This window comes from Nakamurella endophytica (genome assembly GCF_014646215.1).
Lineage (GTDB): Bacteria > Actinomycetota > Actinomycetes > Mycobacteriales > Nakamurellaceae > Nakamurella > Nakamurella endophytica.
Window position 1 is genome coordinate 47,239 of sequence record NZ_BMNA01000007.1, and the last position, 13,680, is coordinate 60,918.

The following is a 13,680-nucleotide window of genomic DNA, read 5'->3' on the forward strand; positions in this document are numbered from 1 at the left end:
CTGGGCGCCTCCGCGCGGGCCTGGGCCGCCCGACGGCACAGCAGCGCACGCTCCTGCTGGTCCTCGTCCCAGCTCGCGTCCTGCCGGCGAGCGTCCGTAGCACTTCCTCCCCTGGCGGCACCACGACGCGGCGGCGACCCTTGGCGCATCTGAGTGTGGACGGCCGAGCCGCATGTGAGCAACGCTCGCCCCCTGGAAACCAGCCAAGGAAGTTTGAGAGACTGACTCGCTGTTGACCAGGCCCGCACGGGACGACGCACGCACCGGTCCTTGCCGCCAGCGCCAGCGCACGACCGTGCAGACAGTGCACGCCGCCCGTCGAGGCAGGGAGACAGTGTGCCGTTCAACGACTCGAACTCGACCTTGGTGCCCGATCAGGCGTCCACCGCGGCCATGCTGGCCACGCTGCAGCAGGTGGCCGCCGGGCTCGCGTTGGGTGAGCCGACCAGCACCTTGTGCCAGGGGGCGGTGAAGGAGCTGCGAGACCCGCTGGGGATCGACCTGCTCCTGCACTACGGCGTCACCGGGCAGCAGCTGCAGCTGCGCGCCACCGTGGGCATCGACCTGCAGCACCTTCCCGCCCTGCAGACCATGCCCATCGGGCATGCCGTGTGCGGCGCGGTCGCTCAGGCCGGCGCTCCGCTGTGGTTTCAGGACGTCCAACACGACCAGGACCCCCGCCTGGACCTGGCGCGCTCGCTGGGGGTCACCGCCTACTTCAGCGCGCCCCTGCTGCACCAGGCGGCCACGGTCGGCACCGTGTCGTTCGGCTCCCGCACCCGCACCGCCTTCACCAGCACCGAGCGAGGCGTGCTGAGCAGCATCGCGGACCTGCTCGCCGTGCAAGCCGCCGGACCTGAGCCCGCCGCCGTCCCGGCCGCCGAGGTGACCGCGCTGCAGCAGCGGATCGCCCACCTCGAGGTCGGCCTGGAACGACGGACAGTGATTGGCCGGGCCACCGGCATGCTCATGCTCGCCCTGGGCACCGACCCAGATGCCGCGTGGTCCACGCTGCGATACCTGTCGATGAACACCAACCGCAGAGTTCGCGACGTCGCCGAGCTCATCGAGCAGCACCTGAGCACCGCAGCGCCTCTCCCGGACGACCTGGCCGGCCATCTGCGATCGCTGCTCACCTGGACAACGCGCAAGGACCGGTAGTCGTAAAGCCCGAGGTGGGAGGCGGTCCGGCGAGCCGCCATCTAGGACTCGCCGGACCTGACGACACTGCCCCTCCGGATGGGCGGCCCCGCTGACGCGGCAGTACCCCCCACCTATCAGTCCGACTCCCTTCAGTACCAAAGGCCGTCGACTGCGCATCCACACGCGGCAGCGATCCGGTAGCGGCCCTTATTGGACCCGTCGGCCGGCGTTGCCTAGAGGCCGAGTTGGGTGGCGGCGTTGTCGTCCCAGGCGGTGTCGGTGCGGATGTAGGTGCCAACGCTGGTGAGGGAGCGGTGGCGGGTTTGGTGTGCGATGGCGTGGTCGGTGGCGCCGCGGGTGTGGGCGTAGGTGACGAATCCGGCGCGGAGGCTGTGGGCAGAGTACTGCTCGGGCTGGTCAATGCCTGCGGCTGCGACGGCGGTCTGCACGATGTCGTTGACCGCGGCGGGAGCGAGGCGGCGGTTCAATGCGCGGTTGCCCTTGGAGACGGCGCGGAACACGGGCCCATCGGTGATGGCGGCGAGTTGCAGCCAGGTCTGCAGGGCGGTGACGGGGCAGCGGGCGGTGTTGGTGGCGCGGGGCAGGACGACCAGTTCGGTGGTGTCGCCGCGCTGGTTGGTCTTGGACCTGGACAGCTGCACCACAATCCCCCGGTCGTGGTCGGCGATGTGCTCGACGTCGATGCCGACGATCTCCGAGCGGCGTAGCGCGGCGACGAACCCGACGAGCAGCATGGCGCGGTTGCGAGCGCCGGCGAGGTCCGACTCGGGCGGACGACTCGGCGTCTTCCAGGTGCGTTGGGTGGGGAAGGTGGCCAGCACGTCCCACAGCTGCGGTGGCATGAGTGGGCGGGCCTGGTCGGGGTCGGTGGTGTGGTGGCGGCGGATGCCTTCCCAGACCCCGACGACCAGGGCGTTGGCGGTGGGGTCGGGGTGGTTCTGCAGCTTGTGCACGAACTTGATCGCCGACAGCCGTCGGCTCATGGTGCCGACCTTGGCGCCGTGCCCGGCGAGCAGGGTGAGGTAGCCGGAGACGGTGCGCGGCGCCGCGGGCAGCGGGTCCAGGCCCTGCTGGGCGCACCAGGTGGTGAACTCGGTCCAGTCGGAGCGGTAGCCGCGGACCGTGTTCGCGGCGCGGGCGGCGCCGATGTACCGGCGCTCGTCCGATGACAGCTTGTCCTGGTCGGCGATCGCCATCGGATCCGGCACCGCCACCTCGGCTGGTAGCTCGGTCGGCGGCGTGGCCGGTCGGGGTGTGCTCATCGCGGGCCTGATCGGCGGAAGGGAAGCACGTTGTCCGGCGGGACGAGCCGGGCGCGGAGCCCGGCGATGCCGTGCTGGGCGGCCAGGTCGGCGATGCTCTGGGCATCACCGAAGTTCGAGAGCCGGCAGAGCTCGACGGCCAGCTGCAGGTCGTCGTCGGTGCCTCGTTCCGGGTACGGGACTTCGAGCAGGTGGTCCTCCAGCGCCCACCCGCGGTGGTGTTCGCCCAGCGGCGGCTGCCCGAGCCGCATGTTGCGCACGATGGCCAGCGCGACACTGATCCGCCGGATGGTTCGCAGGTACACCAGCTTGTCGCGGTCCAGCGCGCTGGCCGGCGGCAGGAGCCGGTCGACCAGGGCGACCATCCCGTCCCGGGTCGGCCCGTCGCCCCAGATGACGTGCCACCGCCAGCCGCCGCTGCGGCTCGAGGAGTCCCATTGCACCTCGACCGGCGCCCCGGTCTCCGCTGACAGCTGCACTTGCAAACGGCGCGCCTGCACCGACCGACCGGCCATCAGTGCACGCCTGGACCGACGCCGGCCGCCGCGCCTCGTTCCAGCCCGCTGATCACGGCCGGGACCCGTCGGTGTGAGTGTAGGTGTCGCCGTCGGTGACCGTGCTGGTGGCGTCGATGCTCGCGGTCCCAGTCCCCGTTGCCTCTGCGGCGCCGGTGATGGCGACGGCGAACGCGGCGGTCACCTGCTCGGCCGGTGGAAGGGCGGCCTGCTCGGCGGGTGGGAGCGCGTCGTAGGTGTAGGTGGCGATCGCCATCGGCGCGTTGGCGGACCGCAACGCGTAACGGACCACGGCCTCCTTGGAGCCTTCGCTGCACAACAGGATCCCCACGGTGGGGGCGTGCCGGGTCGGGTGGCGGAGCTGGTCGTCGACGACGGTGACGTAGAAGGCGAGCTGCCCGGCGTACTCGTGCCGGAACCGGCCCACCTTCAGCTCGACGACGACGTAGCGGACCTGCTCAGCGTGGAACAGCAGCAGGTCCACGAAGAACTCGTCACCGTCGACGGCGAAGTGAACCTGCCGGCCGACGAACGCGAACCCGGGGCCGAGCTCGGCCAGGGTCTGCTGCAGCCGCTCGGTCAGCGCAGTCTCGATCGCCCGCTCCCGGGACCGCTCGGTCAGGTCCAGGAAGTCGAAGACGTAGGGGTCCTTGACGATCTCCTGCGCCTGATCGGCGTCGACCGGCTCGAGGTGCTCGGTGAAGTTGCTGGGGGCCGCACCGGTGCGGCGGTGCAGATCGGTGGCGATGTGGTGCTCCAGCACCTGCCGCGACCAGCTGTTCATGGCGTCGCGTTCGGCGTACCAGTCCCTCAGCGCAGGGTCGTCGAGCTGATCCAGCAGGGCGCGGACGTGGCCCCACGGCAATGTCCCCACGGGCTGTGGGGAAATTGGTTCGGCCGGCCAGGCCGCGGCGAACGCCCGCATGTACTGCAGGTTCGTCGCCGACAGCCCCGTCATGTCCGGGAACTCCCGGCGCAGGTCGGCGGCGAGCTGCCGGATCACCTTCGAGCCCCACGGCTGGGCGTGCTGCCGGTCAAGGATCAGCCGGCCGATCCGCCAGTACAACCGCACCAGCTCGGTGTTCGCTGAGCGGGCCGCGCGCAGCCGGGTGGTGCGGACCTCGGCACCGATCGCGCTGACCAGCCCGCCGTAGCCTTCCGGCACCAGCGACGTCACAGCACCTCCACGGGCCCACGCGATGCAGCCGGCGGACGCCGGTCAGCCGCTCACCCTACCGGTCGACCGGCCTATTACCCACGATTCCATCCATAATCGTAGGTAATAGATCGCGCACGTAGCGTTGAGCCGAGGCGCCGCTGCAATCGGCCGCAGTATCGTGAGTTCCGACGCTCCGCCTGCTGCTCGTCCTGCGACGCTCATCGCTACGGAGTCCGCCCACGCCGTGACGTCGCGGACCGCGATGTCGCAAGGCGCAGCCGTCGCTGCACAGCACGCAGGCCGACTCCATCCCGGCTTGCACGTGCGCCTCAGTGGCCCCCTCGGCCAGCACCTGGTCGACGCGGACGGGCCACCGCTGTCCCCGGTCGAACGGTGTGCCGTCCCCCAGACGTCGGCGACGCGATCGACCATCGACCCCTCCCGGTTGCACCGTTGACGCTCACGCGAGTGTTCGGATCATCATCGGCGTGGCGTGCCCGGTGGGCCGCTCAGTGGTCGCGTGGGTCGACTGCATTGCGTGCGCACGGGCGGATGTACCGCTGGCGCCGGCGGGCAGCAGCGCGCCGTGCGTTCCGGCCGAGTGCCCAGCGGTGGGTACGTGCATGCCGAACAGGACTACGAGCACGGCGAGCAGCAACGCGGACCGCAGCGGCAGCGGCGCCCGCCGCCCGCCGGATCGCTGCCTTCCGCTCCGCAGGTGTTCGATGTTTCATCCGATGCCCGGACGACCCGGCTTCCTCGACGTTTCGGCGAGCACGCGTCTGATCCGCGGCCCGGTCACGGGACGGCAACCAGGATCGGCAGCGAACCAGCTCCCACACCGAGCAGCAGCACACCAGCGGCGGCGAGGACCGCGGTCCGCTCCGCCCATGGCCGGCTTCCCCGCAGGTCGCGTCGGTCCACGTGTCCCTCAGCCATATCGCCTGCTCGCGCCGCGCGGGTGAACGTCGGTGCCAGCCAGCGCAGGAAGTAGAACAGGCTGGCCACGGTGTTGACCGCGGCGACGATGACGAGCCAGGCCAGACCCCCGTCCCAGGCAGCGGTGAAGGTGGTGAGCTTGCCGAGGAACACCGCGGTCGGTGGGGTCCCGACCAAGGACAGCAGCGCGACCAGCAAAGCTCCGGCCAGCCAGGGCCGGCTGGTGCCCAGGCCGCGGTATCCGGCGAGGTCGGTGCGGTCGGGAACCGCCGCGATGACGGCGAAGGCGGCGAGGTTACTGACGGCGTACCCGGCCAGGTAGATCAGCAGGGACGGCTCGGCCAGTGGCGCGCGGCCGGCGACGGCCACGGGCAGCAGCAGGAAGCCGACCTGGCTGACGGTGGACCACCCGAGCAGGCGCCGCGGGTCCCGCTGCGCGAACGCGGCGAAGGTTCCCACCGTCATGGACAGCGCGGACAGCGCGGCGACCAGCAGGGGCCAATCGGCCACTCCCGGGAGCGCGTCGACGAGGCGGAACATGGCCACCAGCGAGCCGACCTTGGGCACGGTGGTCAGGAACGCGGCCGCGGCGGTGTTGGCGCTCTGGGCGGCGTCCGGGACCCAGAAGTGGCCCGGCACCGCACCGGCCTCGAACAGCAACCCGGCCAGCACCGCCACCGCACCGACCGCGACCACCGCCGGCACGACCGAACCCGCAGTGCTCAGGCCGGCGTACCCGGTGCCGCCGGTCATGGCGAACAGCAGGGTGACCCCGAGCAGCATCACGATGCCGAAGAGCGCGCCGAGCAGGTACGTCTTCATCACCGCTTCTGCGGCCCGAGCGGTGCGGGTGCTGCCGATGAGCGCGTAGAGCGGGATGCTGGTGAGCAGGTACGCCACGGCCAGCACGAGCAGGTCGGTGGTGCCGGCCAGCACGGTTGCGCCGGTGGCGGACAGCAGCAGCAGACAGCACGTCTCGCTCTCACGCGGCGATCCGCGCAGCTCCTCGGTCCCCAGCAGCAGCACCAGCAGGGTGGCTGCCGCGACGACCAGCCGGGTCGTTCCGGTGAGGGGGTCCACGGCGTAGCTGTCGGCGAAGACCGACCGGGTTGGGCTGGCCAGGGCGACGATGGCGGCTGCGGCGGCGGCGATGCAGGCCAGCGCGGCGAGGATGCGGGCGATCCACTGCCGCTGCCGGGGCAGGAACGAGCCGGCCAGCAGGGTGGCGATGGCGCCGGCGAGCAGGCAGATCTCCGGGAGCAGGGCGAGCGGGTCCTCGTCCACGCCGCTACCGGCCGACCAGGGAGACGACGACCTCGGCTGCGGGCTCGATCACGTCGAGCAGGAACCGGGGCAGGATCCCGATGACCACGGCCAGGATCAGCAGCGGGCCGGTCGAGAGCAGTTCGGCCGGTCGCAGGTCGCCGAAGCCGGCCGACTTCGGGCCGGGTGCCCCGGTGAGCAGCCGCTGGATCGCCCGCAGGAACAGCGCCGCGGTGATGAGGATGCCCGGCAGGGCCAGCGCAGCCCAGCCGGTGGCGCCGATGCTGCCGGTGAAGACTTGGAACTCGGCGATGAACCCGCTGAAGCCGGGCAGGCCCAGCGAGGCGAACGCCGCGACCGCGAAGAACCCGGCGAACCGCGGGGCCGGGCCGGCCAGTCCCCCGAAGTCGGCGAACTCGTAGCTGCCGGCGCGGCGGTGCAGCACCCCGGCGAGTAGGAACAGCGCGCCGGTGATGAGCCCGTGGCTGACCATCTGCGTCACCGCCCCGGACACCGCGACCTGCCGGGCGGCGGCGTCGGAGCCGGTGACCACTCCCGCCGCGCCGACCGCCAGGACCACGTACCCCATGTGGTTCACCGAGGTGTAGGCGATCATCCGCTTCACGTTGCTCTGCGCCAGGGCCACCAGCGCGCCGTACAGCACCGACACCACACCGACGGCCACGACGACGCCCGCCCAGGCCCGCCAGGCCTCGGGCAGCATCGGCATGGCGATCCGCACGAAGCCGTAGGTCCCCAGCTTGAGCAGCACGCCGGCCAGCACGGCCGACCCGACGGCCGGGGCGTCGGTGTGCGCCGGCGGCAGCCAGGTGTGGAACGGGAACGTCGGCGTCTTCACCGCCAACCCGACCAGGACCGCCGCGAGCACGAGTCCGCCGACGGCCCCGCTGCCCTGCAGTGGAGCGGCGGCGACCAGCTCGGGGATGTCGAAGGTGTGTGGGTCGGCGGCCAGGTACAGCCCGATGAAGCCGACGAGCAGCGCGAGCGACCCGGTGAAGGTGTATAGGAAGAATTTCAACGCCGATCGGGCCGCAGTGCCGTGTCCCCAGCCGGCGATGACGAAGTACATCGCCACGATCGACAGGTCGAAGAACAGGAAGAACAGGATGAGGTCCTGCGCGGCGAACACCCCGAGACAGGTGGTCTGCAGGAAGCAGAACAGCGCCGCCTGGGTCCGCGGCCGGGTGCGTTCGGTCAGCGCGTACACGGCGCAGGCGGTGAAGACGACCGTGGTCAGTGCGAGCAGGGGCAGGGACACCCCGTCGACGCCGACGTGGTAGCTGCTGCCCACCGAGGGCAACCACCGGACCTGCTCGGCGAAGGCGAGCCCGCCCGGCGGTGGCGTCCGGTAGGCCGCCCACAGTCCCACCACGAGACCGAGGTCGGTCAGCGTGATACCCACCCAGGTCCATCGGGCGACGCCGTCGGGCATCCGGCGCGCCGCCGCGAGCACCGCGGCGCCGACCAGGGGCAGGAACACCACCACGCTGAGCACGTTCATCCTCCCGTCATGAACAGGACGCTCACCGCGGCGAGCGCCGCGGCGGCGCCCAGGACGATGACGACCTGGGCGTAGTACTGGTGCAGCTGGCCGGTCTGCGGGCGCCGGGCCAGGGTGCCCAGCCTGCGGGCCCCGCGTGCGATGGTCTGCACCGCGCGGTCGATGCCGGCCTCGTCGACCCGGGCGGTGACGTCGGCCAGCCGGACGCCGCCGCGGGCGGCGCCGCGGACCGCGCCGTCGACCGCTCGGTCGTCGAAGCGGGCCACTCGCTGGGCGGCGGCCCGGGCCATCGATGCGGCGCCTCGGACGCCGCCGTCCACCACCCGGTCATCGAACCTGGCCAGACCGTCGGCCAGGGCCAGGACCGGCCGGACGACGAGGCGGTGGGCCGCGCGTTCCAACCCGAGCCACCCGGCGGCCCACCGCAGCGCAGGCAACCCGCGCCACACGACGAGCACCACCACCGCCGCCGACACCGCTCCGGTGAGCAGCAGCGACGTCCAGTCGGGCGAGGGACTGGTGGTGTCCCCCAGCACCCGGCGCACGGCCGACCCGACCGGTGGCAGCGCCAACACGCTCAGCACGGCGGCCGCGGCGGCCAGCGGCACCATCGGCCACCACTCGGCCTCCCCGATCCGGCGGGTGCCCCGTTCCTGCTGGTCGTACCGGTCCTGGACGCCGACCGGGGCCGAGGCGAGGACGACCCGCAGCACCTTCGCCGCGTACGCCGCCGACAGCACCGCACCGACGAGCCCGGTCAGGTACAGCGGCACCGAGGCCTCGCGGGCCGCGGCCAGGACCTCGTCCTTGGTCGCCCACAGCGACAGCGGTGGCACACCCGCCAACGTCACCGCCCCGACGCCCGCGCACACACCGACCAGCGGCCACCGCCGCGCCGCCCCGCGCAGCGCGGCGAGTTCTCTGGTCCCCAGCGCCGACAGCCAGGCCCCGGCGGCCAGGAACAACAACGCCTTGGTGGCGGCGTGCGCGATGAGGTGGGCGGTGCCGCCGGCCACCGCCGACACCCCGGCGGCCAGCACCACGAAACCCAGTTGCGCCGAGGTGGACGCGGCCAACAGCTGCTTGAGGTCCCGCTGGGCCACGGCCACCAGCCCCAGCAGCACCGCGGTCACCGCACCGGCCCACGCCGCCACCGTCGCTGCCCAGCCCGTCGCGGCCAGCAACGGCGCCGTTCGCAGCAACAGGAACCCGCCCATGGCGACCATGGCGGCCGAGTGCAGCAGCGCACTCACCGGGCTGGGACCCTGCATGGCGCGGGAGAGCCAGAACGAGAACGGCAGTTGGGCCGCCTTGCCCAGCGCGGCGACCAGCACCCCGCCGGCCGCCACGTGCACCCAGCCCCCGGGCGCGGCGGGCAGGTCCGCCAGGGCCCAGCCGGCGCCGCCGGCCAGCGCGGCCGCTGCGGCGGCGTACAGCCCGAGGTCGGCGAGCCGGGTGGTCAGGAACGCCGTCTCGCCGGCGGCGACGTCGTGCGACCGGCGCCAGCGGAACCCGATGAGCGCGTACGACGTGGCCCCCATGACCTCCCAGGCGACCAGCAGCGTGGGCAGGGTCGCCGCGGTCACCGTGACCGTCACCGCCGCGGAGAACAGCAACATCAGCCCGAAGAACCGGCCGGTCGCACCGCGGATGTCGCCGCCGGCGAACACCAGCACGAGCAGGGCGACGGCCGCGACCGCAGGAAGCACGAGCGCCGCCAATCCGTCGACGGCCAGGGCGAAGTCCGCGCCGGCCACGAACGGAACCGACACCACCGGCCGGGTGAGCGCCACCGCGGACGCGAGCACCAGGCCGCCCGCGGCGACGACGACCGCGACCGTCGAGGCCGAGCGGCGGATGCGGGAACCGCCCAGGCACAACAGGACGCCGACCGTGGCCGGGAACAGCACGGCGATCACCAGCGCCGCCTGGCTCAGCACGGCCACCGCCCAGGATCCCGTTCGGTGGGCGTCATCCGGCGAGGTCCGCTGCCATGTCGGTCATGTCCGACTGCCGCGAACGGTGCAGCAGCGTAGCCACGGCGAAGCCCATGGCCATCTCCACGGTCATCGCGGCCAGCACCACCAGCAGCAGCACCGCACCGTCGATCTGCGGAGCCAGGAACCACAGCACCGCCGCGACCGCCAGGAGAACCGCGTTGAGCATGAGCTCCAGGCCCATCATCACCATCACCACGACCTGCTGGGACAGCGCGCCGTACAGGCCCACGCAGAACAGAGCGGCCACCACGATCAACACCGCCTGCAGGCTCACCGCCCCACCCCGCCCGGTTGCGGATCGGCGGGCGGGCGCCGCCGAAGATCGTCGCCGAACCGGTCGTACCGGCCGCGGGGCAGCGCCAGCACCAGGGCAGCCACGATCGTGGCGAACAGCACCGGACTGACCGTCAACATCACCAGCATCTTGTGCCCCATGATCGACTCACCGAGCGCGTGGGTGACGTCCGCGACCGGAGCATCGCGTCGAGATGGCCACGGCACCAACAGGATCCCAGCGGTCAGCACGATGAAGAGCCCAGCGGACAGCGCCAGCGCGGTCCGCCGCCCGTGCACCATGCTCATCGGCATCAACGCCGGGTTCATCCCCATGAACATGACCATGTAGACGGCCATGATCGCCATCTCCATGACCATCATCAGGGCGGTGACCACCCCCAGGTAGTCCTGCCGGAACAGCAGCAGGACCACGGCCACCGCGACGAAGGAGGCGGCCAGGCAGTATGTCGCCCGCGCCATCGAGTCCACACGGAACACCAACGCCCCGAACGCCACCGCCGCGGCCGCCAGCACCCAGAACGCCACCGTGCTCAGCACTCCCACCGCTGCTCCTCCCGAACGCCGTCCCGGGGTACCCGGGGACGCGCCGACACCGCCCCGCTCACCGACCCCGTCACCGAGCCACCACCACGACCGAGACCACGAGCAGCTGCAGCAGTGTCGCCGGCACCAACACCAGCCACCCGGCCTCCAAGAACCGGTCCGGTCGCAGCACGGGCAGCCGGCGCCGCAGCACCACCAGCGCGCACAGGACGGCGAGGGCCTTCACCGCCATCCACAGCCAGTCCGGCAGCAGCGGTCCCGCACCGCCGCCGAGGAACAGCGCCGCCGCGAACCCCGAGCCCGCGGTGAGCAGCAGGTACCGACCGGCCAGCACGATCAGCCGGTCGACGCCCGATGCCTCGGCCAACACGCCCCCGGCGATGTCCGCTCCCGCCGGGGCGCTCAACGGTCCCCACACCGAGAACCCCGCGACACCCAGGCAGAAGACGACGAAGGCCACCGGCATCCACACCACGAACCACAGGCCCTGCTGGGCCTGCACGACACCGCCGACCCGCAACGTCCCCGCGGCGACGGCCGGCGCCGTCAGCGCGAACATCAGCGGGAGCTCGTAGGCCAGCGCCTGGGCCAGGAAGCGGTACCCGCCGATCAACGCATGCGCACTGTTGGGCCCCCACCCGGCCAGCCACACCGCCGCCCAGACCGCCACATCCACCGCGTTGAACCACACGATGCCCACCGACCAGTCGACGAGCGTCCAGCGCCCCAACGGCAGCACCGCGGCCATGAGCAACGCCGCGACCGGCAGCGCGGCCACCCCGATCCGCCACAGCATCACGTCGGCCGCCACGGGAACCCGGCGCCGCTGCCGGAGCAACCGCGCCACCGCACCGGTGACCGTCCGACGCCGACCCGGTCGAGCCCGGCCTGCCCGACCGGCCGGCACCGAGTGCAACGCTCCGTCCAGGGCCGCCGCGACCACCGCGCCGGCCAGCAGGACCAGGGCGACCACCGGCGCCCACGCCGCGCTCAGCGGCGCCACGCCCCCAGTCACGGGCCGGCTACCGAATGCCGACGCACGACGGACACGTTCGGGTCCAGGCTGGCCACGACCAGGCGTGCCGCGGCAAGGTCGAGCCCGGTCACCACCTCGGGGAGCCGATCGAGGCGTTGCCGTTCCAGCCGCGGATCGGCCGGCTCCCCGGCGCCTCCGTCCAGCAGCAAGTCCCGTGCGTGGTCGAGCCGCGCGAGCAGCCGATCCCGCACATCCCCGCGCAGCAGTGCCGGGACGTCGTCGGGGACACCGCCCGGCGGCCGCGGTGCCCGACCGAGCAGACCGAGCCCGCGCACCGACCAACGCAGCAGCCACGAGCGCCGGACCTGGCGCGTCACCTGCGCCACCTCCCGCGCGCAGTCCTGCGACGGAGCTCCGTCCAGGATGCCGTCGCGCACCGACCGCAGCCGCTGCGACGGGTGGTCCCAGCCCGCGACGGCCAGGAACCGCGCGGCACTGTCGCACTCGCCGGCGGCGATGCGCCGGGCCTGCCATCCGTCCATTGCGATCTCCGCGACCTCGGGCGCGACATCCGCAGCCGGTCCCAGCGTCGACACCTGCGCGTGCACGACGACATCACCGTGCAGCACGCACCGCACGACCAGCCCGGCCGGCCAGTGCGGCAGCACCGGTCCCAGCGGCACCGTGAGCTCGTCCATCTCCAAGCCGTCGCGGTCGTCCTGGCCTCCGCCCGCCAGTGGCACGCCGCCCGGCATCGGCATGTCCATATCCATGTCACTGGAGTCGTCCGTGTCACTGGAGTCGTCCGTGTCACCGGGGTCGTCCGTGTCACCCATGTCGTCCATGTCATCCGAGTTGTCCTGATCGCCGTCCGACTCGGCGGGCGCAGGTGCCGAGCTCGGCTCCGCTTGAGCGCCGGCCTGCCCTCGGCTGCCGGCGTCAGCGCGTTGTCGGGGTGCGTCCAGCAGGGCAGCCGCAGCCTGCTCGAGGGCGGCGGCTGCCTCGCGCGCGTCGTCCACCAGCAGTCGCGCGCGAGGCCCCGGCAGCTGCACCCACACCGCCTGGACCGCCTTAGCCAGCTCAGGACTTGGACGGCCACAGACGACCAGGACGTCCGCGTCGGCCGAACTCATCGCGAGTCGCCAGCCCCGGCACCGGACCTGCCGCTCCACCGCGATGCGCGTGTCGGTCGAACCCGGAACTTCGACCAGCAACACGGACGCCGCCCGCACCCCCGCTCGAGCCAACGCCCCGGTCACACCCACCGCAGCGCCCCCTCACGCCACGCCCACAGCACCCCGACCAGCAGGACGCCCAGGAACACAAACATCTCGACAACGGCGCCGACCCCCACCTCCCGGACGATCACCGCCCACGGGTACATGAAGACCATCTCGACGTCGAAGGCCAAGAACACCAACGTTGCGGGGTACCACCGCACGTGGAACCGCGAGAGCGCGTGCTCGTCCGGGCGCCAACCGGACAGGAACGGCAGCACACCCAGCGGGCGTGGGTCGACCGCGGTGCGGAGGGCGACCCACCACAGGAGAGCGACCGAGACAAGGGCGGTGAACAGCATCGAAGCCACCCCGACCAATGCGAACATCCAGCCCTCCTCACCACCGTGCCGAACCCGGTCTGACGATCAGCCGAGGCTGTCGAGAAGTTGGCGGCACGCCCGCTCACAGCGCCGGCATGCCTCAGCGCAGACACGACAGTGCCCGTGCAGTCCGGCGTGCGACTCACACTTATCCGCGCACGCCTTGCACGTCGCCAACACGGCGCGAATCAGGCTCGCGTCGGACCCGGCGAGTTGAGTCAGCACCCGCCCGGTCGCCTCACACACGTCCGCGCAGTCCAAGACAGTCCGGATGCACTTGACGAGTTCGACGACCGTGTCCTCGCTCAGACAGGCCTCGGCGCATGCGCGCACGCCTGCGCACACTCCACACACGCTCGGATGCACTGCACCAAGACGTCCCGGTCGACTCCGGCCAACCCTGTGGGTTGGGTGCTCAGCATCGCGTCCGGCCCGCTCAT

General features: G+C 72.2%; 12 protein-coding genes and 1 pseudogene. 1 reads left to right on the forward strand and 12 read right to left on the reverse strand.

Annotated features, from left to right (window positions below; genetic code table 11):
* The first annotated feature begins 336 nt into the window (after positions 1 to 336).
* Entirely contained in the window at positions 337 to 1,161 is an 825-nt protein-coding gene (locus IEY37_RS15715) for an ANTAR domain-containing protein (protein ID WP_188943244.1), read from the forward strand.
* A gap of 215 nt (positions 1,162 to 1,376) precedes the next feature.
* Here the strand turns inward: IEY37_RS15715 and IEY37_RS15720 are convergent, their stop codons facing one another.
* The 12 genes and pseudogenes from IEY37_RS15720 to IEY37_RS22840 all read right to left on the reverse strand — a co-directional run bounded on the left by IEY37_RS15720 (position 1,377) and on the right by IEY37_RS22840 (position 13,680).
* A complete protein-coding gene (locus IEY37_RS15720; protein WP_188943246.1) occupies positions 1,377 to 2,426 on the reverse strand; it encodes a site-specific integrase in 1,050 nt (349 codons plus the stop codon).
* A complete protein-coding gene (locus IEY37_RS15725; protein WP_188943248.1) occupies positions 2,423 to 2,905 on the reverse strand; it encodes a hypothetical protein in 483 nt (160 codons plus the stop codon). Before IEY37_RS15725 ends, IEY37_RS15720 begins: the two co-directional genes overlap by 4 nt.
* 88 nt (positions 2,906 to 2,993) lie before the next feature.
* Positions 2,994 to 4,118, reverse strand: coding sequence for a PDDEXK nuclease domain-containing protein (locus IEY37_RS15730; RefSeq protein WP_229674497.1), 1,125 nt, complete (start codon positions 4,116 to 4,118; stop codon positions 2,994 to 2,996).
* A 780-nt stretch (positions 4,119 to 4,898) separates the two neighbouring features.
* Positions 4,899 to 6,323, reverse strand: coding sequence for an NADH-quinone oxidoreductase subunit N (locus IEY37_RS15735; protein ID WP_188943250.1), 1,425 nt, complete (start codon positions 6,321 to 6,323; stop codon positions 4,899 to 4,901).
* Between the two features lie 4 nt (positions 6,324 to 6,327).
* Positions 6,328 to 7,818, reverse strand: coding sequence for a complex I subunit 4 family protein (locus IEY37_RS15740; protein WP_188943369.1), 1,491 nt, complete (start codon positions 7,816 to 7,818; stop codon positions 6,328 to 6,330).
* A 2-nt stretch (positions 7,819 to 7,820) separates the two neighbouring features.
* A complete protein-coding gene (locus IEY37_RS15745; RefSeq protein ID WP_229674499.1) occupies positions 7,821 to 9,770 on the reverse strand; it encodes a proton-conducting transporter transmembrane domain-containing protein in 1,950 nt (649 codons plus the stop codon).
* Positions 9,771 to 9,795: 25 nt separating this feature from the next.
* Positions 9,796 to 10,098 (reverse strand): NADH-quinone oxidoreductase subunit NuoK, encoded by a 303-nt coding sequence (locus IEY37_RS15750; RefSeq protein WP_188943252.1) that lies wholly within the window; start codon positions 10,096 to 10,098, stop codon positions 9,796 to 9,798.
* Positions 10,095 to 10,658 carry an NADH-quinone oxidoreductase subunit J gene (locus IEY37_RS15755; RefSeq protein WP_188943373.1) on the reverse strand — a complete coding sequence of 188 codons (564 nt, stop codon included), beginning with the start codon at positions 10,656 to 10,658 and terminating at the stop codon, positions 10,095 to 10,097. The genes IEY37_RS15750 and IEY37_RS15755 overlap by 4 nt, the downstream gene beginning before the upstream one ends.
* A 76-nt stretch (positions 10,659 to 10,734) precedes the next feature.
* Positions 10,735 to 11,667: a complex I subunit 1 family protein gene (locus IEY37_RS22230; protein WP_229674501.1), complete on the reverse strand. Its 933-nt coding sequence runs from the start codon at positions 11,665 to 11,667 to the stop codon at positions 10,735 to 10,737.
* An 8-nt stretch (positions 11,668 to 11,675) separates the two neighbouring features.
* Positions 11,676 to 12,773, reverse strand: coding sequence for a hypothetical protein (locus tag IEY37_RS22235; protein ID WP_229674502.1), 1,098 nt, complete (start codon positions 12,771 to 12,773; stop codon positions 11,676 to 11,678).
* A 122-nt stretch (positions 12,774 to 12,895) separates the two neighbouring features.
* Positions 12,896 to 13,246 (reverse strand): NADH-quinone oxidoreductase subunit A, encoded by a 351-nt coding sequence (locus IEY37_RS15765; RefSeq protein ID WP_188943257.1) that lies wholly within the window; start codon positions 13,244 to 13,246, stop codon positions 12,896 to 12,898.
* 39 nt (positions 13,247 to 13,285) lie between these two features.
* Positions 13,286 to 13,680: pseudogene (locus IEY37_RS22840) on the reverse strand (four-helix bundle copper-binding protein).